The organism is Streptomyces sp. Ru73 (genome assembly GCF_002920575.1).
Lineage (GTDB): Bacteria > Actinomycetota > Actinomycetes > Streptomycetales > Streptomycetaceae > Streptomyces.
The window spans coordinates 1-22,924 of the sequence record NZ_PQSQ01000006.1 but is presented as its reverse complement, the minus strand read 5'-3'; the positions used below and the strand labels follow the sequence as shown (position 1 = coordinate 22,924).

Annotated in this window: 20 protein-coding genes; 10 read left to right on the top strand and 10 right to left on the bottom strand. The window is 73.7% G+C overall.

The features are described from left to right. Nucleotides 1-59: 59 nt before the first annotated feature. The 8 genes from thyX to C3486_RS04235 form a co-directional block, all read right to left on the bottom strand. Complete coding sequence (thyX, locus tag C3486_RS04270) at nucleotides 60-827, bottom strand: FAD-dependent thymidylate synthase (protein ID WP_103831197.1); 768 nt, start codon at nucleotides 825-827, stop codon at nucleotides 60-62. A 19-nt stretch (nucleotides 828-846) separates the two neighbouring features. Next, a complete protein-coding gene (locus C3486_RS04265; RefSeq protein ID WP_103831196.1) occupies nucleotides 847-1,908 on the bottom strand; it encodes a DMT family transporter in 1,062 nt (353 codons plus the stop codon). Further along, nucleotides 1,905-2,966: an isopenicillin N synthase family oxygenase gene (locus C3486_RS04260; RefSeq protein WP_103831195.1), complete on the bottom strand. Its 1,062-nt coding sequence runs from the start codon at nucleotides 2,964-2,966 to the stop codon at nucleotides 1,905-1,907. Before C3486_RS04260 ends, C3486_RS04265 begins: the two co-directional genes overlap by 4 nt. A gap of 3 nt (nucleotides 2,967-2,969) precedes the next feature. Further along, a complete protein-coding gene (locus C3486_RS04255; protein WP_103831194.1) occupies nucleotides 2,970-4,010 on the bottom strand; it encodes a ketoacyl-ACP synthase III family protein in 1,041 nt (346 codons plus the stop codon). 116 nt (nucleotides 4,011-4,126) lie between these two features. Next, a complete protein-coding gene (locus tag C3486_RS04250) occupies nucleotides 4,127-5,344 on the bottom strand; it encodes an MFS transporter (RefSeq protein WP_103831193.1) in 1,218 nt (405 codons plus the stop codon). Further along, a complete protein-coding gene (locus tag C3486_RS04245) occupies nucleotides 5,341-7,248 on the bottom strand; it encodes an FAD/NAD(P)-binding domain-containing protein (RefSeq protein ID WP_258052588.1) in 1,908 nt (635 codons plus the stop codon). Before C3486_RS04245 ends, C3486_RS04250 begins: the two co-directional genes overlap by 4 nt. 447 nt (nucleotides 7,249-7,695) lie before the next feature. After that, nucleotides 7,696-9,066, bottom strand: coding sequence for a helix-turn-helix domain-containing protein (locus tag C3486_RS04240; protein ID WP_103831191.1), 1,371 nt, complete (start codon nucleotides 9,064-9,066; stop codon nucleotides 7,696-7,698). Nucleotides 9,067-9,224: 158 nt separating this feature from the next. Further along, on the bottom strand, nucleotides 9,225-10,289 hold the full coding sequence (locus C3486_RS04235; protein WP_181138438.1) for an aminotransferase class I/II-fold pyridoxal phosphate-dependent enzyme: 1,065 nt from the start codon (nucleotides 10,287-10,289) through the stop codon (nucleotides 9,225-9,227). A gap of 396 nt (nucleotides 10,290-10,685) precedes the next feature. Between C3486_RS04235 and C3486_RS04230 the strand changes: the two genes are divergently transcribed. Then, on the top strand, nucleotides 10,686-11,684 hold the full coding sequence (locus tag C3486_RS04230) for a LysR family transcriptional regulator (protein WP_258052587.1): 999 nt from the start codon (nucleotides 10,686-10,688) through the stop codon (nucleotides 11,682-11,684). A gap of 64 nt (nucleotides 11,685-11,748) precedes the next feature. On the opposite strand, the gene C3486_RS04225 is transcribed toward C3486_RS04230, so the two are convergent. Next, nucleotides 11,749-13,548 (bottom strand): AMP-binding protein, encoded by a 1,800-nt coding sequence (locus tag C3486_RS04225; protein ID WP_103831188.1) that lies wholly within the window; start codon nucleotides 13,546-13,548, stop codon nucleotides 11,749-11,751. A 133-nt stretch (nucleotides 13,549-13,681) separates the two neighbouring features. Here C3486_RS04225 and C3486_RS04220 point away from each other — a divergent pair, with 133 nt between their 5' ends. The 8 genes from C3486_RS04220 to C3486_RS04185 all read left to right on the top strand — a co-directional run bounded on the left by C3486_RS04220 (nucleotide 13,682) and on the right by C3486_RS04185 (nucleotide 20,910). Then, entirely contained in the window at nucleotides 13,682-14,722 is a 1,041-nt protein-coding gene (locus tag C3486_RS04220; protein WP_258052586.1) for a 3-oxoacyl-ACP synthase III family protein, read from the top strand. 65 nt (nucleotides 14,723-14,787) lie between these two features. Then, entirely contained in the window at nucleotides 14,788-15,684 is an 897-nt protein-coding gene (locus C3486_RS04215; protein ID WP_103831186.1) for a Phenylacetic acid catabolic protein, read from the top strand. Then, a complete protein-coding gene (locus tag C3486_RS04210) occupies nucleotides 15,684-16,835 on the top strand; it encodes a Phenylacetic acid catabolic protein (RefSeq protein ID WP_103831185.1) in 1,152 nt (383 codons plus the stop codon). The genes C3486_RS04215 and C3486_RS04210 overlap by 1 nt, the downstream gene beginning before the upstream one ends. Further along, the gene (locus C3486_RS04205; protein WP_181138437.1) at nucleotides 16,832-17,341 is read left to right on the top strand and encodes an iron-sulfur cluster assembly protein; all 510 of its coding nucleotides are present in this window, start codon (nucleotides 16,832-16,834) and stop codon (nucleotides 17,339-17,341) included. The genes C3486_RS04210 and C3486_RS04205 overlap by 4 nt, the downstream gene beginning before the upstream one ends. 23 nt (nucleotides 17,342-17,364) lie before the next feature. After that, on the top strand, nucleotides 17,365-18,105 hold the full coding sequence (locus tag C3486_RS04200) for an SDR family NAD(P)-dependent oxidoreductase (RefSeq protein WP_103831183.1): 741 nt from the start codon (nucleotides 17,365-17,367) through the stop codon (nucleotides 18,103-18,105). Continuing rightward, nucleotides 18,102-18,959, top strand: coding sequence for an enoyl-CoA hydratase/isomerase family protein (locus C3486_RS04195; RefSeq protein ID WP_103831288.1), 858 nt, complete (start codon nucleotides 18,102-18,104; stop codon nucleotides 18,957-18,959). Before C3486_RS04200 ends, C3486_RS04195 begins: the two co-directional genes overlap by 4 nt. After that, nucleotides 18,956-19,960, top strand: coding sequence for a methylenetetrahydrofolate reductase [NAD(P)H] (gene metF, locus C3486_RS04190; RefSeq protein ID WP_103831182.1), 1,005 nt, complete (start codon nucleotides 18,956-18,958; stop codon nucleotides 19,958-19,960). Before C3486_RS04195 ends, metF begins: the two co-directional genes overlap by 4 nt. Further along, the gene (locus C3486_RS04185) at nucleotides 19,918-20,910 is read left to right on the top strand and encodes a carbohydrate kinase family protein (protein WP_103831181.1); all 993 of its coding nucleotides are present in this window, start codon (nucleotides 19,918-19,920) and stop codon (nucleotides 20,908-20,910) included. Before metF ends, C3486_RS04185 begins: the two co-directional genes overlap by 43 nt. Before the next feature lie 202 nt (nucleotides 20,911-21,112). Here the strand turns inward: C3486_RS04185 and C3486_RS04180 are convergent, their stop codons facing one another. Further along, the gene (locus C3486_RS04180) at nucleotides 21,113-21,529 is read right to left on the bottom strand and encodes a Fur family transcriptional regulator (protein ID WP_103831180.1); all 417 of its coding nucleotides are present in this window, start codon (nucleotides 21,527-21,529) and stop codon (nucleotides 21,113-21,115) included. A 391-nt stretch (nucleotides 21,530-21,920) separates the two neighbouring features. Here C3486_RS04180 and C3486_RS04175 point away from each other — a divergent pair. Then, nucleotides 21,921-22,924 (top strand): peroxidase family protein (locus tag C3486_RS04175; RefSeq protein WP_308461217.1); only part of this gene is annotated, 1,004 nt, incomplete at its 3' end.

The following is a 22,924-nucleotide window of genomic DNA, read 5'->3' as shown; positions in this document are numbered from 1 at the left end:
GTGAGGCCGCCGCGGGGCAGCTGCTGCGCCGGCCCCCGCGGCGACGCTTCGTTCGGTGCTTACGGGCTGACGCGGCCGAACTTCTCGAAAGCGGCGTGCGTGAGCGGCATCAGCCGCGCGAACTCCGCCTCCATGCCCTCCGCCACCAGCTCGATCTCCCGCTGCGGCGAGGACGGGTAGGCGGCGTCGGGCCGGTTGGTCCGCAGCCCCAGGAAGTGCATGAGCGCCCGGGCGTTGCAGGTCGCGTACACCGAGGAGTACGTGGCCACCGGCAGCACCATGCGGGCGATCTCACGGGCGATGCCGCCCTCCAGCATCCGGCTGTACTCGCGGAACGCGGCGCCGTACACGGAACGGGCCGAGGACACCACGCCCTCCAGGTCGCCCGGCGCGCCCGGCACGTAGTGGTAGTGGCCGGGCTTGCCCTCCTGGCGCAGCAGCCGGGCGCCGTCGGGCACGTAGAAGACGGGGCTCATCTCCCGGTAGCGGGCGCTCTCCTCGTTGAACGACCAGGTGCGGTGGCGCATGAGGTGGCGCACCGTGAAGATCGGCGCGTGGATCAGGAACGTCATGTAGTTGTGCTCGAAAGGGCTGCCGTGGCGGCTGCGCATCAGGTAGTTGATGAGCCCGGCGGCGTAGGTGTCGCCGCGCTCCTCCTGGTGCGCCCGCTCACCGGCGGTGGACACCCGAGCGGCCCGTACGACACCGATGTCGTCGGCCCGGTGGTCCACCAGCTCGACCGTGATGTCGCTGCACAGCTCGATGTCGGTGTCGGCGTCGATGTCGAACGACGGGACGGTCACCGGGGATTCGGTCAAGGACGTCATGGTTGTCCGCCTGGTTCTGTCAGGGAGCCGTGAGCTCCGGTTCGAGGGAGGGACGCTCGTCGCGTGCCGGGCGCGCGGTGGCGTGCGGCGACTGGCATGCCAGTACGGCGGCGAGCAGGACTGCGAGGGAAGAGAGGACGGCGCCCGGTCCGGTGCCGGTGTCGCCGGGGAACAGCGCGTCCGCGGCCAGCGCGCCCACGGTCTGCCCCGCCACCATGGCCAGCCCCATCACCAGCACGCCGATGCGGCGCACCAGAAGGACCGAGGCCAGGACGAACACCAGGCCGAGCAGTCCGCCGCAGTACAGCAGCGGGTCGCCGGGCCAGTGGCGCGGGAGGCCCGCGCGCACGACGTCGACGCACAGGGCGATGCCGAGCACCACGGCCGCGAGCAGGAAGTTCAGGGTCACGGACGGGTAGGGGGTGCGGGCCTCGACGTTGAGCCGGCCGTTGACGGCCATCTGCCAGGACAGCCCGATACCGGCCAGGAAGGGGAGGACCGCGAGCCATACGGCGCCGGTGGCCAGCGAGCCGAGCAGCGGGACGGCCACCGCCGCCAGGGCGAGCACGGCGCCGGCGATCCTGCGGGGCGTGACCCGGCAGGCGCCGCCGGGCCCGAGCCCGAAGTGGTCGACCCACAGGCCGCTCAGGGTCTGGCCGCCGACCAGCGCGACCGTGTAGGCGGCGGTGCCCAGGGCCCCGGTGCTGACGCCCTGGGAGAGGACGACGACACCACCGACGAGGCCGCCGAGGAAGTGGTGCGGGCGGAGGCTGCCGGGCGCGCCGCGCGGGGTGCGCAGGGCCGCCGCCAGCCGGCGTACGCCGCCGCGGAAGGCGGGCAGCCACGGGCAGACGAGCAGCAGGACCAGCAGCCCGGCGCCGTCCGACAGGGCGGCGGCGGCCACCCCGTCGTGCACCCGGTCGCCCAGCCTGCCGTTCACCCAGGCCTGCCAGGACAGCACCGCACCGGCCGCGAAGGCGAGGAGGACGGCCACCGCCCGGCCGGCGGCCGCTCCGGGCGCTGCCGTGCCCGGAGCGGCCGCCGGGCGCCACGCGCGGACGCCCCGTCTGCCGGCGCTCATATGCCGTAGGCGGCGCTGAGCTTGCCGACGAGGTACGCGCCCGAGGTGGTCGGGGCATGCCGCGGCGGGTTGTCAGGGCCGGTGCAGGTGGGGATGCACTCGATGGGTGCCGTGTAGTTGGGCTGCAGGAAGAAGGGCAGGGAGTAGCGCTCGCGGTGGGCGACCTCGCGGGGCGGGTTGACCACCCGGTGCACGGTGCTGACCCAGCGGTCGTTGGTCCATACGGCCATCAGGTCGCCGATGTTGACCACGAAGGTGCCCTCGACGGCCGGTACGTCCACCCACTGGCCCGCCTTGTCCCGCACCTGGAGGCCGCCGGGCGCACCGTCCTGGTAAAGGATGGTGAGCAGGCCCCAGTCGCTGTGCACGCCCTTGCGGAGCTGTCCGGGCCGCGGCGGGTTCTCCTGGCCCGGGTAGTAGTTGGCCGTCATGTTCGAGATGTGGTGATCGATCTTGTCGTCGAACCAGTTCTCCGGCAGGTCGAGGGCCAGCGCCATCAGCCGGGCCAGCTCCCGGGCGAGCAGCTCCATCTCGCGGTAGTACGCGAGGTAGGCGGCGCGGAAGCCGGCCTGCTCCGGCCACTTGTTGGGGGTGCGCAGGCCCGGCGCCGCGTCGTCCGGGATGCCGGTCGCGCCCTCGTCGCCGAGTCTGTTGTAGGTGTAGGTCTCGGAGAGGTCGGCGAGCTTCCTGGCCTGCTCGGCATCCACGCCGTCGTTCGCGGCGGCGAGGTTGCCCTCGACGCCGAAGCCGCGCATCAGCGGGTCGTCCGGGTCGGCGAGCAGCCGGCGCTTCTCCTCCGGCGCGAGGGCGAAGAACTGCCTGGTCGCCTCGTACACCGCACGGATACGGGCCTCGGGCACCCCGTGCCCGGTGACCGCCATGAAGCCGCTCGTCTCACAGACCTCGCCGATCGCCCGGGCGACCCGCGCCCGGCGTGCCGGGTCGCCCTGCCGGGCCGAGGAGGTGTCGATCACGGGCACGTAGCCGTGGGCGAGGGTGACGGGCGCGTCGTCCGTTGCCGGGGCGCCGGCCGGGCCGGCTGTCGAATCAGTGAGCATGTGTCACCTTCCTTGCTCAGTGGCGTGTTCGGGGGCCTGGACGATCGCGGAGACCCAGGTGAGACCGGCGCCGGCGCCGATGAGCAGCGCCATCTCGCCCGGCGCCAGGAGCCGGCGCTCGAAGAGGTCGTTGAGGTCGGCGCCCCAGTCGCCGCAGCCCAGGTGTCCGGTCAGGTCGTCGAAGCGCAGGTACTCGACGTCCAGCAGGTCCCGCAGCGCCGGCAGGTAGAGGGACGCCACCCCGGAGGCGCCGATGCGCGGCAGGACCGCGTACCGCAGCCTGCGGTCGTCGGGACCGATTCCGGCGTCGTCCAGGGTCGCCTTGACCAGGCTCGTCAGGTGGTCGTACGCGACCGAGCCGAGCAGGTCGGCGCCGGCGCGTGCGGAGTCCAGGACGCTGAACGGCAGCTCGACCTGCATCGGCATGTCGGCGAACGGCCGGTCGCCGCGCACCAGGACCTCCAGCTCGGGCGCGACGTAGGTGTTGACCGCGCGCAGCGTGAAGGCGGCGCCGGGCTCTCCTGACCGGTCGAGCAGGATCGCCGTGCCCGCGTCGCCGAGCGGCATGGAGGGCTGGAAGTTCCAGCGGTCGATGCCCGGCAGGACGAACCGGTCGGAGCTGGCGACCAGTGCCTTGCGGGTGCCGGGGTCGGCGGTGAGCCGGAGGGCCGCGTCCTGGAGGGCGAGCCCGCCGCCGTCGCAGCCCTGGTGGAGCGCGAGCGGCAGGCAGTCGGCGGCGCCGAGCAGCTTGGCGATGTAGTGCGGGGGCGACCACATGTCGTGGCCCTGGTGGTAGATCCAGCTGTGCACCAGCAGGTCGAGTTCGCCACCCTCCCAGCCGGCGCGCTCCAGCGCGGTCCGGGCCGCCCGTACGGCCATGTCCGGCGCGGAGACGTCCGTCGCCACCGGGAGCGCCGTGATGCCCATGCGCTCGGCCACCTCGGGGAGGAGCCGCCCTTCGGCCACCGCCCGCTCGGCGGTGTCCAGGGCCGGCGGGAACCATGCCCCCACTGCCCGTATCTGCACGTCGGTGCCGAATCTCATCGCGCTTCCCTCCCGGAACGGGCCGCCGTCGACCGTTATGCAAGCAGCCGGCCCCGCACCCTGTCAATACTGTCATTGACAAGATACGGGGCCAGTCAAATATGGCTGGCGACCTGTCACACGGGGCTGCCGCGGCGGGCCGCGACGACGCACACCACCGCGGCCATCCCCGCCGCCGACAGGAGCGTCCACGCCCCGCCCGAGAACTGCTCGTACAGCCGCCCGAAGGCGAACGGACCGGCCGCGGCACCGAGCGAGACCCCCATCTGCGTCACCGCTGTGGCCTGCTTCTCCCGGCCCGGGTACGCGGCACCGGCGACGTGGTGCAGCACGCCGGCCCAGCCCCAGCCGCCCGCGTAGGCGAGGAACGCACCGACGGCGCTGCCGGCCGTGTCGCCGCCCGCCAGCAGCGCGGTGCCCACCGTGCCCACGGCGAACATCGCGCCGAGCAGCCGCCAGGTCCGGTGCCCCGCCCGGTCCGTCAGCCAGCCGGCGCCGAGCCGTGCCAGGACGGACAGCCCCGCGCTCCCGGCCGCCAGGAAGCCCGCCGTGCCGAGGGAGAAGCCATCACCCTCCAGCGTCAGCACGAGGAACCCGCCGAGGCTGTTGCCGATCGCCGCCCCCAGCAGCCCAGCGGCGGCCAGCGCCAGCAGCCGCGGGTGCCACGGAACCGGCCCGCGCGGGCCGCTCCGCCGCTCCGGTGCGCGCTCACGCCGTACCCGCGCCAGCAGCACCGCCCCATAGGCCCCGCACACGGCGGCACCGCCCGCGAAGACCGCCCGCCAGCCCAGCGGGACGGCGAACACCGGGACGGCGACGCTGCACAGCAGCGTCGCGGCCGGCACAGCGGCCTGCTTGAGGCCAAAGGCGCGCCCTTGTACACCGGGCGGGCAGCGGCGCATCAGCAGGGCGTTGGTGTACGGCTGGCTGAACCCGTAGACGCACCCGCCGAGCACCGCGCCCGCCCACAGGCCCGCGCCAGGCACCGCGGCACCCGCCGCGAGCGCCGCCGCCGTGGCCAGCAGCGCTCCCGCGACCACAGCGCCGGGAGCCACCGGCGCCCGGGCCGACCGGCTGGCGGTGGCGCCGAGCAGCGAGCCCAGCCAGTAGACCGCCAGCAGGGCACCGAACGTGCCCGTGTGCCAGTGCAGTTCCCGGCAGATCAGGCTGTCGGCGGCGCCCGGCAGGAAGACCGGCATCGAGGTGAGCGTGGTCACCACCGCCACGTGCCACGCGGTGCCGGTACCGCGGCCTGACCCGGCCCGTGCGTCCCGGCCGTCCGAGGAGGGTTCCGCCGGGCCGGCGAGCACCGTCCTGGGCAGCGCGCCGCTCATACCGCCACCTCCGCGCGGTCCGCCGGACGCCGCGCCCCCAGCCGCAGCAGTGCGCTCGCCACGGCATCGGTGTCCGCCAGCGTGACCGAGCCGACGCACGGCCGGATGCCCGCCGCCGTCACCCAGTGGACGCCCTCCGTCGGGACGCCCAGCGCGAATCTTCGCGGATGCGCCCGGCCGTCGGCGCCGACCAGGTTGCCCGGCCGGCCGGTCACGGCCAGCGCTCCCGTGTCGTACGCAGGACCGTCCGGGTCGGGCACCACGAAGGAGGTGATCTCGCCGCGCGCCAGCAGGTCCCGCAGCAGCGGGTCCGCGGTGCGCCGGACGTCGGTCTCCGGCAGCCGCGCCTCGATCAGCGCGCCGGCCCGTACCGGCTCACCCGGCACCACGGGAGAGGTGGCGCGGAACGCCCGGCCTTCGACGTCCGGCTCGATCCGCAGCCCAGGACCGAGCAGCCGCAGGACCCCCGCCTCCATCAGCGCCACCGCTTCCTCGACGCGCCGGCGGGGCGGCCCGATGGAGAGGAACGCGTTCAGCGGGGTGTACCAGGCGCGCAGCTCGGCCCGGTAGGAATGGCCGGTGATCCCGGCGTGGTCGACGACCTGGCGGATCTCGTTGCGCAGGTCACGCAGCACGTCGAGGGCCGCCTTCAGCGGGTCGGAGACGTTGCCGCGCCCGGCGCTCTCGGCGTCCCGCCGCAGGTACTCCCGCGCCCAGGCGGCGAAGTCGGCGGCGCCGGTGAAGGAGCGCCCGGCGTACGGCTCGGCGAGGCACTGCCAGCTCCACCGGTCCGCCGCCGCGATCCCGTACGCGTCGAGGAGGGCGGCCTCGTCCGGTCCGCAGCCCGCGGTGGCCACGAACCGGTCCTGGAACGCGCGGACCCCGGCCGGCGCGGTGCCGCACGCGCGCAGCAGCGTGCCGTAGTAGACGGCCTCCACCTCCTTGGCGACCAGGGGCCATACGTCCCGCCGGAAGGAGAGGTCGCCCCGCTCGGCGGCGCGGCGGCGCAGCCGGGCGATCCGTGCCGGGGTCAGCACCAGCGGCGTGTGCTGCCCGTGTGCGCCCTTTTCGTTCTCGCCGCGCGCGTGGTACGGGACACCGCGCCGTGAGCCGGCGTACAGCACCGGCTCACGGCCGGACGGCCGGTAGACCAGCGCGTCCTGTGCGTTCCGTACGAAGGACCCGCCCCGGCCCCGCGTGAACAGCGCCATGTAGTCGAAGAAGTTGAGGCCGAGGCCGCGCAGCAGGACGGCGGTGCCGGGCGCGATGCCCGTCAGGTCGACGTCGGCCGGGTTGGACGGGCCGATGTAGCGGAGGCCGTTGCGCTCGGCGAACACGCCCAGCTCCGTCTCGGTGTCCGTCGGCGTCATGGGGATGTGCCCCTGGGCCAGCACCACCGCGTCCAGGCCGGTCAGCGCCGGGCCGCCGGCCAGTCGTACGCCCTGCCCCGCCGCGTCCTCGAAGAGGCCGACGGCGCGGTCCTCGTGCACCCGTACCGTCATGCCCTGCGGCAGCCGGCTCACGATGTACTGCAGCGCCCAGCGCAGGTACCGGCCGTACAGCGCACGCGTCGGGTAGTCGTCCGGTCCGGGCGCCGGCTCGCCGGCTGGGGCCCGGCGGGCGGCCCACTCGTGCAGGCTCGGGCCGCTGAGCACCGGTACGTCCCGCCCGGTCGTGCCGTCGGCGAACACCGTGACCTGGGAGGCGACCGTGTTCATCAGCAGGACGCCGGACTGGTCGGTCCGCCACACGGCACCGGCCCCCGCGGGGCAGGGGTCGATCAGATGGACCGTCACGGACCCGGGGCGGTCCCGTGTCACCCGGACCCTGGCCGCGAGCCGCTCCACGACGGACAGCCCGCGCGGACCCGAACCGATGACGGCGACATTCATCCTCGTGCTCACCCAGATCTCCTGGTCTCAGGGGGGAGTGCCGGTGGCGTGCCGGAAACGGCGTCCGTGTGCGGAGCCGTGGTGCGAGGACGTACTCAGAGGCGGAACGTGCACCGGGCGAGAAGGCCACGGTGGTCGAGCGGAACGGAATCCCGCCGCGCGGCGCGGTTCGCGTCCTGTGCGCAGCGGATGAGGGGCTGCTCCCGGTCGTGGAGCGGCAGATTTTTCACCCCGGTGACGCCATGCATCTCCCCCGTGCATCGCATTTCCAGGTCATCGTGCCCGACCCGGTGGAGAGACAGAAATACCTCTTGAGACGCACTTATAGCGCGGCTGCATCAATGCATCAGCAGATGCCATGAGTGGCGTGCGGACGAGGGAAGGGGCATGGCCGCGGGCCGGGCGGCAGGCGCCCGGCCGCAAACCGGTGGGACGGGTTCCGGTGGTCCTGCGCCGGTTTCAGGAACGCATGCCGTCGCGTTGCTCGTGCCGGTCCCGCTGCTCGGACGGCAGGAGTCCGGCCACGGAAGAGGCGCGCCGGTAGCAGGCGAGCGCGGCCCGCACGTCGCCGTCGGCCTCATGGAGCTCCGCCAGCTCCAGGTGGACGCCGGCCGCCTGGCGCTCAGCGCCGAGGGCCGCGAGCTCGACGGCCGCTTCCTCGAACCGGTCGGCGGAGCCGCGGTCGCCCAGGGCCCAGCCGGCCCGCGCCTGCGCCAGCAGGGCATGGGCCCGGACGCGCCGCCAGGAGGTGCCGACCCGCTTCTCCGCGGTCCCGGCCAGGTCCAGTGCCCGCGCCGCGTCCCCGGCCGCGAGCAGCCGGCCGGCCTGCACGACCTCGCCGTACGCGACGTCGACGGGCGTGCCCCACTCGTCGAGCACCTCCCGCACCGCCAGGAGATCATGGTCCTGACCGTCGGCGTGCGAGCCGTCCTGCGCGCCGCCGGTCCGCGCGAGTACGGCGGCGGCCGCGGTGCGCAGCCGGGCGACGGGCAGCCCGGCGGCTCCGTCGCGGCAGGCGTCGACGGCGCGTCCGGCGAGCGCGGCGGCGTGCCTGCCGCGGCCCGCCGCCCTGGCCGCCTCGGCAGCCGTGTCGTACGCCAGCGCCCACTCGCGCCGCCCGCCGAGCGTGGCGGCGGTGGCCGCGGCCCGTTCGCAGAGTTCGGCGGCCGCGTCGTCCTGCCCCAGATCCCAGCGGTATTCGGCGACCACGCCGGCCAGTTCGAGGCCCGTCGGCGTGCCGGCCAGCCCCGCGCTCTCCGCGTCGCGCAGGGCGTCCTCCGCCCGCGCGGCGGCCGTGCGCAGTTCGCCGCTCTCCCGGAGGCAGCGCAGCAGGCCGGTCAGTACTTCGGTGCGCAGGACGCAGTCCTCGTTCTGACTGCCGAAGGTGTCCAGCCACTGGCCGCGGAGCGCTGCGGCCTCGGCGGGCCGGTCCAGCCGTTCCAGGGCCGCGGCCCTGCCGAGCAGGGTGTCCGCGAGGAGCGCGGGCGCTGCCGTGTCGTCGCCGCCGAGCTCGGCGAACCGGTCGAGAGCGGTCTGCGCGTCGCCGGTGAGCAGGGCGAGCCGGGCCCTGGACAGCGCGTAGGAACTCTCCAGCGCGGCGTCCAGCGGCGACTGGGGCCGCGCGATGCCGGTGTCGCCGATCAGTTCGTCGGGCGTGATGCCGAGCCGCGCGGCGAGTTTGAGGAGGACTTCGTCCGTGGGCGGGCGTTTGCCGCTCTCCAGGAGGCTGATGTAGCTGGCGGACAGTTCGCCGCCGCCCAGCTCGGCCTGGCTGAGCGCCTGTTGGCGACGCAGCGCACGCAGCCGACGGCCAAAGGACAGCTGGTCCATTGGCCCTCCTCACTTCTGCTCGTCACGTATCGGCGGCGGGGCTCCGGATCGCCCGCTCACCAGCTTGTGAAGCCCATCGCATGCTATCGCGTGACGAATGCGCTGACATGAACTCACACACGTCGCTTGATCGTGTCACTTCTGCCCTGCCGCGTACGTCACAAACGGTCAATGACCTCACTGTCGCAGCGCGGCGTGGCGGAGGCGCAGGCGAAGGCCGCAGCGGCCCGCAGGACGCGGTCGCCGTGCTCCGGCGGGCCGGCGGTGATCCGTACCCCCTCCCCCGGGCGCAGCGCGATGTCGGCGCCCTGTGCCCGGCCGGCCAGTGCGAAGCGCATGCTCTCCCGGCCCAGCGGCAGCCACAGCTGGTTCGTCTCGCTCGGCGGCACCTGGAAGCCCAGCAGCCGCAGCTCCTCGCGCAGCCGCTCGCGTTCGCGCACGATGGCGTCCGTCCTGCTCCGCACCTCGGCGGGCGTACGCAGCGACGCCAGCGCCACGAGCTGGGCGAGCATGCTCACGTCGTGCGGCAGTATCTGGCGCTGCATCACTTCGATGAGGTCGGGGGCGCCGGCGGCGTAGGCCAGGCGCAGCCCGCCCAGCCCGTGCACGACCGACAGGTTGCGGACCACGACGAGGCGCGGGTACCGGTTGATCAGTCCTGCCGCGGGCGTGAAGCCGGGGTCGCGGACGAACTCCCAGTGGGTCTCGTCCAGGACGACCATCGCCTCGGGCGGGACCGCGTCGAGGAACCGGCACAGCTCGGCGCCTCTGATCACCGTGCCCGTGGGGTCCTGCGGATTGCCGAGGAGGATCACGGAGTTCCGGCCGGTGGCGCGCGCGGCCAGGGCCGGCAGGTCCTGGCGGCCGTCGGCGGTGGCCGGGACGCGGGTGCACACGGCGGCCGGCAGCCGCCGCGCGAGGTCCGCGTACAGGTCGTAACCGCCGTGCGGGACGATCAGTTCGAGGGCGGTACCGGGCGCGCCGCACGCCACGCTCCGCAGCAGGGCGAAGGCGAGGCTGGGACCGCCGGTGCCGAGCACGACGCTCTCCTCCGCCACGCCGATGCGCTGGGCGACCTCCGCGACGAGCTCCACGCAGAGCGGTCCCAGCGAGGGGTCCGCCCAGCCGAGCGCTTCCTGGGCCGCGCGCACGGCGCTGGGCAGCGGGGCGTGCGCGTTTCTGTCGGACGTCCCGTCGCAGGACCGGCTGTTGATGTGCCGCACCGAGTTCCCCTTCCCCCTGTGGCGATCCGCTGTAGCGGCTCGGCTCGTGCCCGCCGGGCCGGAAGGCGCGTCCCGGTCGGACGCCTCGGATGCTAGGCAGGGCCCGTTGCGGAACGGAAATGTCAACCGCGCCGCATTTATGCGGAAGCCGAATGGATCGGGCGCCGCCGAGCGTTCGCCGGCACGACCGGACACCGATCCCCATCACCTGCGCTTATGTCAGAACCGCATGAATCGCTACAGGGAGTCATTTCCCTGCCGCCGTCCGCAATGGCTAGCGTGCATCCGCAATGCCGACAGGTCTGCACAATCCGGCACGTACGGAAAATGACCCGGCCTCCGTGCCGTACGCCGAACGGAAGGGGACTTCCAGAAAGGAAGCGCAGCGTGAGGAAAATGGCCGACGCCGGGGACGGGGCGCAGGGTAAAAATTCGGCTATGCACGGCCCGGCCCTGGCGTCGTTACGTAACCTCCTCGACATGGGGATAGAGCTGCATCATCTGCGGGGATTTCTGCTGCTGGCCGAGGAACGGCACTTCACGCGGGCGGCCGAAAAGCTGCATCTGTCCCAGCCCAGCCTCAGCCGCAATATCCGGCGGCTGGAGGAACACATGGGCGTCCGGTTACTCGCCCGGACCACCCGGCACGTCGATCTCACCCCGGCCGGCAACCGGCTCTACGGGCAACTGGCGTCGATCCTGCCGCGGTTGGAGGAGGCCCTGCGCCCCGACCGCTCGGGAGAGGTACTGCGACTCGGCTTCACCTGGGGTTTTCCGGCCAGCTGGGCACATGAGGCGATGGGTGCCTTCCATGCGGAGACCGGGGTGCGCGTCGACCCCATCCGCAAGGACGAGGCGCTGGCCGGGCTGGACCGCGGGGACGCGGACGTGGCCATCGTGCGCGGCCGGGTCAAGGCGAACGGCGTCCGGGTCGTCGTGCTGGGCGAGGAACAGCGCATCGCGGCCGTCGCGGCCCACTCACCGATCAGCTCCAGGGAACTCCTCCGGTGGTCCGAATTGCCGGAACTGCCGTTCGTGGTGAATTCGGTGAGCGGCACGACCCAGCTCTCCGAATGGCCCGCCGACAACCGTCCGGTCGCCGCGGCCACCTGCACCAATTTCGACGAGTGGCTGGAGGCGGTGGCCGCGGGCCGCGGAATCGGAGTGGTACCGGAATCCATCGCGCACTCCCACATGCATCCCTCGGTGGTCTTCGTGCCGCTGGTGGGCGCGCCGCCTACGCAACTGCAACTGGTCGTGCCCCGGCAGGGCGCGCATCCGCTCGTGAACACCTTCGTCGCCATCGCGCAGCAGGCGGCCGCCGCGCACCTCAGGCGCCCCGCGCCGGGCCCGGACGGGCCCGGCGCGGGGCGCGGCACCGGTCGCACACCGTGACATGCCGGGGCCGCGTGCCCGCCGCTCATCACAAGCGGCGGGCACGCGGCCCCGTACGCGTTCCTCAGCTCGCCGGCGCGGCCCTCAGTTCGGGGAACTGCTCCTCGCACCAGTCCTGCGCACCGCCGGCACGCACGGCGGCCGCCTCCTCCTCGCGCAGCACCGCCCGCCGGATCTTCCCCGACTCGGTCTTCGGGAGCGGGGTGCGGAACTCCAGCCTGCGCACCCGCTTGTAGGGCGCGAGCCCGGCCCGCGCGTGAGCCAGCAGCGCGCGGGCCGTGTCGGCGTCGGGCCGGTACCCAGCGGCCAGTTCGATGTACGCCTTGGGCACCGCGAGGCGCAGCGGATCGGGGCTCGGCACGACGGCGGCCTCCGCCACGGCCGGATGGTCCAGCAGCGCGCTCTCCAGCTCGAACGGTGAGATCCGGTAGTCCGACGCCTTGAAGACGTCGTCCGCGCGGCCGATGTAGGTGAACCACCCTTCGGCGTCCCGGACCGCGATGTCGCCGGTGTGGTACAGCCCGTCGGTGCCGGGGACCGACGGGCGCCCGTCGGCATCGGCGTAGCCCGCCATCAGCCCGACCGGCCGGTCCGTCAGGTCGAGGCAGATCTCGCCCTCCGCCGCGGTGCCGGTGCGCCGCTCACCGGTGACCGGGTCGGCCAGCACGATCCGGTAGCCCGGCAGCTCGACGCCCATGGCTCCGGGGCGCCCCGGATGGCCGGGCGGGTGGCCGATCTGGGCGGTGGTCTCGGTCTGTCCGTAGCCGTCCCGTACGGTGACGCCCCAGGCCCGCCGGACCTTCTCCACCGTGTCCGGGTCGAGGGGCTCCCCCGCGCTGACCGCCTCGCGCAGCGTCACGGGCCACTGCCCGAGGTCTTCCTGGAGGAGCATCCGCCAGACGGTCGGCGGCGCGCACATCGTGGTGGCCCGCTCCTCGCTCAGGGTGCGCAGCAGCCCGCGCGCCGTGAACCGCGGCTGGCTGACCGCGAGGACGGTGGCCTGCGCGTTCCAGGGCGCGAACAGGGAGCTCCAGGCGTGCTTGGCCCAGCCCGGCGAGGAGACGTTGACGTGCACGTCACCGGGGCGCAGGCCGAGCCAGAACATCGTCGACAGGTGGCCCACCGGGTAACTGCTGTGCGTGTGCTGCACGATCTTCGGCAGCGAGGTGGTACCCGACGTGAAGTAGTACAGCAGCGGCGCGTCGGCGGGGAGTTCGGGCCGCGGCGCGGCCGGCGCCCCGTCCTGCCGCAGTTCGGCGAACGGCGTCCAGCCCAGCACCCCGCCGTCCAGCGCGACGCGGTTGCGGAGCGCGGGCAGGGCCGGGAAACGCTCGGCGTACGCGGACTCCGCGACGACGTGCCGGACGCCGGCGCGCTGCATGCGGTCCCGTAGGTCCTCCCGGCCCAGCTGGGTGCTCACGGGCACGACGACGGCGCCGATCTTGAAGGCGGCCAGCATCGTCTCCCACAGCTCGGTGCGGTTGCCGGTCATCAGCAGCACGCGTTCGCCGGGGCCGACGCCGCGGGCGGCGAGCTGTCCGGCCAGCCGGGTGGAGCGGGCGGCGAGTTCGGCGTACGAGACCCGGGAGGTGCGGCTGCGCCCGTCGGCCGCGTGGGTCACGACGCGGAGCGCCGCGCTGTGGTTGTCACGGGCGATCACGTCGAACCAGTCGAGCGCCCAGTTGAACGAGCCCGCCCGGCGCAGCCCGGACAGGTCCAGGGCGGCGGTGCCGGACGCGCTGCCGGCCGCGGCCCGGCGCAGCAGGCCGTCCCGCACCTGCCGGAAGGCCTCGTGTGCGGCGTGGTTGCTGCTGAGGGCCGCTGGCGGCCGGGGCGAACCGGTCGCGTACTGGGTCGTGTTCATCCGATGCCTCCTGGGGCTCCGCTCCCCCGTACGGGCGGAAGCGCGACAGCGACTTGACGGTCCCGCACCATACTTGACTACTTTTCCCTCCTGTCAATGACAATATTGACAACCCAGTTTCACGACTGCTTGCATGACCGCAGCCGACCGCTCACCGACGCGAAGGGCCGAACTCTCCATGGACACTCCGCAGCCGATCGGAATCGTGGGCCTGGGTGCGCACGTCCCGCCGGATGTCGTCGACAACGCCCGCATCGCCGCCTGGAGCGGGGCCGATCCGGCCTGGATCGAGGAACGCACCGGAATCACCGAACGGCGCTACGCGGCGCCCGGCACGCGGACGTCCCGGCTCGCCGCCGAGGCCGCCGCACAGGCCCTGCGGGAGAGCGGGGACGCAGCGGCCGACCTCGGCGTCCTCATCGTGGCGACGTCCACCCCCGACCAGCCCCAGCCGTCCACCGCGGTGCTGACGCAGCAGGAACTCGGCCTCAGCGACGTCCCGTCCTTCGACGTCAACGCCGTGTGCAGCGGCTTCCTCTACGCGTTCGCCGTCGCCGAGTCGATGCTCGGCCACCGCATGCCCGGCCGGTACGGGCTGGTCGTCGGCGCCGACCTCTACTCCTCGCTGATGGACCGGACCGACCGGCGCACCGTCAGCCTCTTCGGGGACGGCGCCGGCGCGGCCGTGCTCGGTCCCGTGCCCCACGGTTACGGGCTGCGCGGCCTGGAGCTCCAGGCCCACGGCGAGTACCGCGACTACGTCGAGGTGGTCGCCGGCGGCACCCGCAAGCCGTCCGACGCCGCGGCCCGGGAGGCCGGCGAACACTTCTTCCGCATGCAGGGCAGACCGGTGCGCGACTACGCGCTGCGCACCCTGCCCAAGGTCATCGCGGCGGCCCTGGACCAGGCCGGGCTCGGCCTCCACGACGTGGGCCGTTTCATCCTCCACCAGGCCAACACCCGCCTGGTGGAGGCCTGCGTGGCCGAGCTGGGGGTGGACCCGGCACGGGTGCCGCTGACCGCCCCCGTCTTCGGCAACACCGCCGCCGCGTCCATCCCCCTCACCCTCGCCACCGAGCACCACCGCCGGCCCTTCGCGCGCGGCGAGCACCTGGTGCTGGCCGGTGTCGGCGGCGGCATGACGGCCGGCGCCGCCGTCCTGACCTGGTACTGAGCCGGGCTCCGACGCACCGCCGCCCGCACCGCTCGCGCCACCGATGACAGGAAGGCTGTCCGTTCATGTCCGCATCCCCGCCCACCCGGCAGAGCGCCCCGCGCCGCCTCTACGAGCTCAATGACCCCATGCCCAGCGACGTACGCGCCGGGGCCCGGAAGTTCGCCTCCGTGCAGGCGCTCAACGAACTGGTCGGCGTGTTGCCGTTCGCCGCATGGCTCGGCCGGGCGCCGAGCCTCGCACGCAAGCAGATGCTGATGGCCAAGGTCCAGGACGAGGTCGGCCACGGCCACGTCGCCGCCCGGGTCGCCCAGGACCTGGGCGCCGACTGGGAGTCCATCCTGGTCGACTACGTCGAGGGCCGCGCCAAGGTGCACAACATCTTCCACTACGACTTCGAGAGCTGGGAGGAGTTCGGGCCCGGCCTGCTGCTGATGAACTCCGCCGCGATCGTGCAGTTCCAGTCCCTGATGCAGGGCGTCTACCTGCCGTACGCACGAGCGCTCCGCAAGATCGAACGCGAGGAGTCCTTCCACTACCAGCACGCGCTGGACATGACGCACGAGGTGATGCACTCCGGCGACGCCGCTCAGCGCCGCCGCACCCAGGAGGCGTTCGAGGTCTGGATGCGGCGGGTCCTCGCCTATTTCGGCCCCCCGGACACCGAGACCCTGCCCGGCAACCCGATGTACCTCGCCGGGCTGAAGCCGCACGGCAACGACGAGCTGCGGCAGCGCTGGCTCACCCGCATCGTCCCGGTCTTCCGTGACCTCGGCATCCACGTCGACCCGTCGCTGGTGCGCGAGACGGCGCCCGGCGAGTGGGAGTTCGACATGCCCGACTGGGCCGAGGTGAAGCGGGTGATCTCGGGCGGCGGGCCGGCCTCCGAGGCCCGGCTGGCCTGGGTACGCGGCGTCCTCGACCGGAACACCGCCGACAACACCGTAGGGAGGGCCGCCTGATGACCGTTTCCCCCGAGACGCCCGGCACGCGGCGGGCACCGGACGGCCTCCTGGTCTTCGAGGTGTTCCTGCAGAGCGGCAGCACCACTCCCCTCGCCCACGTCGGTTCGCTCCTCGCCGAGGACGAGGCACAGGCCTGGCGGCTGGCCCGCGACACCTACGGCCGGCGCGACAACGCGGTACGGCTGTGGGTGGTGCCGCGCGCGGACGTGCACGCCGCCGAGTCCGACAGCCGCCGCCTGCTCAACGGCAAGTCCCGGATGCCCTACCGGCTGCCGGCCTTCCCCCAGGAACGGCGCCGCCGCCGGGCCGGCCTGCACCGCGACACCGGGGAGACACCGGCCGCCGCCGTCTCCCCCGCGCCCGCCACCGTGCCGGACGGTGCGGCGGCGCTCTGGCCGGCGCTCGCCGACGACCTCTTCCTGCACGCGCACCGGCTCGCCGAGCGGACCGTGGACTACACGGAGCTGGAGGAGGCCCTCGCGGTCGGCTCGATCGCGCAGGAGGACCTGGCACACGCCCGGACGCTCCTCGAACTGCTCGGGTACGGCGAAGCGGAGGCCGACGCGCACTTCTTCGACCGCCCGGCGGCCCTGTGGCAGCCCACGGCGCTCACCGCGAGCGCGCGGGACGGCCGCCCGTGGGCCGTCGCCCGCGGGCTCTGCGTCGCCGCAGGCGCGGCGGCCCTGGCGCTGTGCTCCCTCGACGTGCCGGGCCTCGGCCCCGCCGCCACGGCGGCGCTGACCGCGGTGGCCGACGAACAGCGGCTGCACCTCGCCCACTGGTCGGCGCGCGTCACCCAGTACGCCCGGCGAGGCCGCACCGCGGACATCGCGGCCGCGCTGGACACCGCCGGCCGGGAAGCGGCGGCCCTCTTCGGCGCCCCGGCGCTCCCCGCTCCGGGTGCGGACGCCGGTCCGGGAGCCGCGGCGGACAGCGGGTGGGGAGCCGCGGCGGAACCGCCCGCCGACAGCCTGACGAAGCAGTTCGACACCCTGGTGCGCGACACCGGCCTGCCGCCGGCACTCGTCCCGGCCCTCCCGGCGTCCCCGCCCCGCCGCACCACCGGTGAAGGACGCACCGGCCTCGGCGAGGTGCTCGCCGAGCTGCGTACGGTACGCGCCGGATATCCGCAGGGGGCGTTCCTGTGACGGGGGAACGGCACCGGGAGGACGCGGCGGACCGGGTACGTGCCGCGGTGTACGCGGTCCGGGACCCCGAGATCGACGTCACCCTCGCCGACCTGGGCGTACTGCGTTCCCTGACCGTGCGCGACGACGCGGTGGACCTCGTGCTCGCACCCACCCGGACGGCCTGTCCGGGGCGCGCCGCGATGGAAGGCGCGGTGCGGGCAGCGGTCGCCACGGTGCTGCCCGCCGCGGCCGTGCACGTCGTGTGGCAGCCGGGTGCCTGGCGGGCCGAGCACGTGACCGAGCGCGGCCTGCGGACGCTGCGCGGCTGCGGTTACGGCGTCGCGGGCCGCGGACCGGCGTGCGGAGAAGCGGCCACCGTGCAGCTTCGCCGCTGCCCGTACTGCGGCTCCGGCGTGGTGGAGAGCCTGGGGCGGTTCGGCGGCAGCGTGTGCCGGACGCCCTTCCTGTGCCGCAGCTGCGGCTCCGCGTTCGACGAACTGGGCTCGGCCCGGGACATCAAGTGAGGTCATCAAGTGAGGTGGGGCGGATGAGGCTGGACGGAAAGGTCGCGGTGGTCACCGGCGGCACCAGGGGACTCGGGCGGGCCATCGCCGAGCGGTACCTGCGCGAGGGCGCGTCGGTGATGTGCGCGGCGCGCAACCCGCACGACATCGACACCCTGCTGGAGTCCTCGCAGGGCCGCGCACGGTACTGCTACACCGACGTGACCGACGAGGACTCCGTCGGGAAGCTCATGCGGGAGACCGCGGACGCCTTCGGGCGGATCGACGTCCTGGTCGCCAACGCCGGGGTCAGCCGGGACGGCAAAATAGGCCGGCTCGCGCCCGCCGCCTGGCAGGAGATGGTCGCCACCAACCTCAACGGCGTGTACCTGTGCACCCACGCCGTCCTGCCGTACATGGCCGCCCAGGGAGCCGGCCGGATCATCAACGTCTCGTCCAGCATGGCCACCCGGGTGGCCGTCGGTGCCGCGGGCTACTGCGCCACCAAGGCCGCCGTGGAGATGTTCACCCGCGTCTCCGCGATGGAGCTGGCGCCGAAGGGCATCCTCGTCAACTCCCTGGCCCCCGGCATCGTCGACGAGGGCATGGGCCGCGACCTGACCGGCAACGACAAGGTGTGGTCGGTGTACCGGCGGCGCTTCGCGCTGGGCCGCCCCGGGCGTGCCGACGAGGTCGCGGACGCCGCCGTCTACCTGGCGTCGGACGAGGCCACGTACGTCAACGGGCACGTGCTGGAGGTCAACGGAGGTCTGCTGTGGGCATGACGTACCCGAAGGAAGCCGCCGCCGCGCGGGAGGCGAAGGACCGCGGGCCGCACGCGGCGGGAGGCCCCGCCGTCCGGCTGGAGGTCTCCGGCGGTGTCGGCCGCATCCTGCTCGACCGGCCGCCGGTGAACGCGCTCGACCGTGCCGCCCAGGCCGACCTGGAGCGGGCAGCGGCCGAGGCGGCGGCCCGCCGGGACGTCCGTGCCGTCGTTCTCGTCGGCGGTCGGCGGATGTTCTCGGCAGGGGGCGACATCAAAGAGATGGCCGCCATGAGCTACCCCGACATGATCCACCACTCGGCCCGGCTGCAGGCCGCCTTCACCGCCGTCGCGGACATCCCGCAGCCGGTGGTCGCCGCCGTCACCGGTGCCGCGCTCGGTGGCGGCTGCGAACTCGCGCTCACCGCCGACCTGCGGATCTGCGGGGAGAGCAGCCGGCTCGGACTGCCGGAGATCCAGCTGGGCGTCATTCCGGGCGCCGGCGGTACCCAGCGGCTGCCCCGGCTGGTCGGCCTGGGCCGCGCCAAGGAACTCATCCTGTCGGGCCGCGCCGTGGACAGTGCGGAGGCCCTGCGCATCGGACTGGTGGACCGGGTCGTGCCGGACGACCGGGTGGTGGCCGAGGCGATGGCGACGGCCCGGCGCCTCGCCGAGGGGCCCGCGTACGCCCTGCGGGCCGCGAAGGCCGCCGTCGACCGAGGTACCCGCACCGACCTGACGGCCGGTCTGGAGATCGAACGGTCCCTCTTCGCCGGGCTGTTCGCGACCCCCGACCGTACGGCCGGCATGCGGTCCTTCGTGGCGAACGGCCCGGGACGGGCGGAGTTCGGCGACGACGACGGTGCGGCCGCATGACGAGCGCCACCGCCCGGCCGGAGCGGACCCGCCCCGCCCGGCCGGGCCTCCGCGAACTGCTCGCCACCGGACGCCCGTCGTACTCCTTCGAGTTCTTCCCGCCCCGTACCGAGCAGGGCACGCGGACGCTGTGGCAGGCGATCCGCCGGGTCGAGACGGTGGCGCCCGCCTTCGTCTCCGTCACCTACGGCGCCGGCGGCTCGTCCCGCCACCGCACCGTGGAGATGACCGCGCGTATCGCGGCGGCCACCACACTGCGGCCGGTCGCCCACCTCACCGCCGTCGGGCACTCCGTCGCCGAACTGCGCCACATCATCGGCCAGTACGCCGACGCCGGGGTACGGGACGTACTGGCGCTGCGCGGCGACCCGCCGGGCGACCCGCAGGGCACCTGGGTGCCGCACCCGCGGGGCTTCCGGTACGCCGCCCAGCTCGTGGAACTCATCCGGTCCATGGGCGACTTCAGCATCGGCGTGGCCGCGTTCCCCGAACGCCATCCGCGCTCGCCCGACTGGGAGAGCGACATCCAGCACTTCGTCGCCAAGTGCCGGGCCGGCGCCGACTACGCCGTCACCCAGATGTTCTTCGACGTCGAGGACTACCTGCGGCTCCGCGACCGGGTGGCCGCCGCCGGCTGCGACATCCCGATCATTCCCGAGATCATGCCCGCCACCGACGTCCGGCAGGTACGCCGCTTCGCCCTGCTCAGCAACGCCCGCTTCCCCGCGGACCTCGCCCGGAGGCTGGAGGCGGCCGCCGGCGATCCGGCCGCCGGACACCGCATCGGAGTCGACCATGCCACGGCCATGGCCCGGCGGCTGCTCGACGAAGGCGCGCCCGGCCTGCACTACATCACCCTCAACCGGTCCACCGCCACGCTCGAGATCCACCGGAACCTCCGGGGAACGCCCGAGTACGCCGCGTGTGGGCCCGCCGGCCCCCAAGGGAGAGAGCCGTCATGCGCATCGCCGTCACCGGTTCCATCGCCACCGACTACCTGACGACCTTCACCGGGCGCTTCGCCGACCAGCTGCTGCCCGACCAGCTGGCCCACGTCTCGCTGTCCTTCCTCGTCGACGACCTCCGGGTACGGCACGGCGGCACCGCGGCCAACATCGCCTACGGCCTGGGGACGCTCGGCCTGGACCCGCTCCTGCTCGGCGCGGTCGGGGCCGACTTCGCGCCGTACCGCGACCGGCTGGAAGCACACGGCGTGGACACCCGGCACGTCCGGGTCTCCGACCACCTCGGAACCGCGCGTTTCCTGTGCACCACCGACCTGGACCAGAACCAGATCGCTTCCTTCTACGCGGGCGCCATGACCGAGTCCGCGCTCCTCGACCTCGCGCCGCTGGCCGCATCGGCCGACCGGCCGGGGCTGGTCGTGGTCTCCGCCGGTGATCCCGCGGCCATGGAGCGCCACACGGTCCAGTGCCGTGAACTCGGCCTGCCGTTCGCCGCCGACCCCTCGCAGCAGCTCGCCCGCCTCGACGGGGAACAGGCACGCGGCCTCGTCACCGGCGCCCGCTGGCTGTTCACCAACGCCTACGAGGCCGCCCTGCTCACCGAAGTCACCGGCTGGCGCCGTGCGGACGTCCTCGCGCGCGTCGGCACCTGGGTCACGACGCACGGCGCCGCCGGCGTGGTCATCGAATCGGCGGCCGGCGGCCGGACCGCGGTGCCGGCCGTGGCGACCGCCTCCCCCGCCGACCCCACCGGCGGCGGCGACGCCTTCCGTGCGGGGTTCCTCGCCGCGACGGCCCGGGGCGCCGATCCGACCGACGCGGCCCGCCTGGGCTGTGCGCTGGCCACGGCGGCCCTGGAGGCCGTCGGCCCCCAGGAGTACTCGGTCACCCCACGTGAGCTGCTGTCCCGCATCGCCACGGCGTACGGCGCGGCGGCGGCCCGCGCCCTGTCCGGCGCCCTGGCCGTTCCCGCGCCCGCGGCCTGACGGCGGAAGGCCGGAGCGGTCACGTCCGCGTCGGCGCGCCCGGCCTCCCGCAGATGCGCCGAACGCCCCGCGGCAAGCAGGCGCCGGGCGCTCACACTTCCGGCCGGTCCCGCGCCGACGACCGCGTGGTCGTGTTCCCCGGCGCGCGCACCGGGGCGCACCCGGGCCGCCGGGGTGCGGGCGGTGGGTCGGTGGGGGGCCGCTAACGGGCGGCGCAGGACGGGCAGAGGCCGCGGTAGGTGATCTCGGCCTCGGAGACGGCGAAGCCGAAGCGCTGGCCGTCGGGGAGGCCCGCCAGAGGGTCGCCGACGGGGTGGACGTCGCGGATGGTGCCGCAGCCGGAGCAGACCAGGTGCTGGTGCGGCCGGTGGGCGTTGGGGTCGTACCGCTTGGCACGGCCTTCGGTGCAGACCTCGACGATCTCGCCCAGCGCGACGAGCTCGCCGAGGGTGTTGTACACCGTCGCGCGGGAGATCTCGGGCAGCCGTTCCGCTGCGCGTGCGTGCACCTCGTCGGCCGTGAGGTGGACGTGGTCGCCGCTGAGGACCTCGGCGACCACGCGCCGCTGGGAGGTCATCCGCCAGCGGCGTCCGCGCAGCCGCTCCAGCAGGTCACTCAAGTCGGTTCACCTCTTCGTATGGGTTGGTGCACGGCGTCCGTGGACGGCTGTGCGCAGGTTCTGCGCATGAGTTTGGCCTGCTTCTTGACTTGGACTGTGTCCATCGTAGGATCAGTTCCGGAACCCGCCAATGGACAGGACAGGACGCAGGAGACTGACGATCGCGTGGGTCGTACCTCTCTTCACGGCGCGTGGCGAAGCCTTCAAGTGCTCGCCGCGGCGGGGTTCGTACGCCGCACCGCACCGGCAGTCAGCACCGCCGTGACCGACGGCCGCACACTCGCCCGCCGAGGCAGTGGCCGCCCACGGGACCGGCGCCCTGGCTTCTCCCATCCCCTTGCTCACACCCCGACTGCCCGGCACAGTGCCCGGTTGGCCCGGAAGGATCCCCATGTCCGAGAACCACGACGCGATCGTCACCGACCCGAAAACCGAGGGTGAGGCAGGCGGCTGCCCGGTCGCGCACACGGCGCGCGCCCCGCATCCGACCCAGGGCGGCGGAAACCGCCAGTGGTGGCCGGAGCGGCTGAACCTCAAGATCCTGGCGAAGAACCAGCCCGTGGCCAACCCGATGGGCGAGGACTTCGACTACGCCAAGGCGTTCGAGTCCCTCGACCTCGCCGCCGTGAAGCGGGACATCCAGGAGGTGCTGACCACCTCGCAGGACTGGTGGCCGGCCGACTTCGGGCACTACGGCCCGCTGATGATCCGCATGGCCTGGCACAGCGCCGGTACGTACCGGATCAGCGACGGCCGCGGCGGTGCCGGCTCGGGCCAGCAGCGCTTCGCGCCGCTCAACAGCTGGCCGGACAACGGCAACCTGGACAAGGCCCGCCGTCTGCTGTGGCCGGTCAAGAAGAAGTACGGCAAGAACATCTCCTGGGCCGACCTGCTGATCCTCACCGGCAACGTCGCGCTGGAGTCGATGGGCGCCAAGACCTTCGGCTTCGCCGGCGGCCGCGTGGACGCCTGGGAGCCCGAGGACGACGTCTACTGGGGCCCGGAGACCACCTGGCTCGGCGACGAGCGCTACACCGGCGACCGTGAGTTGGAGGAGCCCCTCGGCGCGGTCCAGATGGGCCTGATCTACGTCAACCCCGAGGGCCCGAACGGCAACCCGGACCCGCTGGCCTCCGCGCGCGACATCCGCGAGACGTTCCGCCGCATGGCGATGAACGACGAGGAGACCGTCGCCCTGATCGCCGGTGGCCACACCTTCGGCAAGACCCACGGTGCGGGCCCGGCCGACGCCGTGGGCGCCGACCCGGAGGCCGCCGGCTTCGAGGAGCAGGGCCTGGGCTGGAAGAACTCCTACGGCACCGGCAAGGGCGCGGACGCCATCACCTCCGGCCTGGAGGTGACCTGGACCAGCACGCCCACCAAGTGGAGCATGGG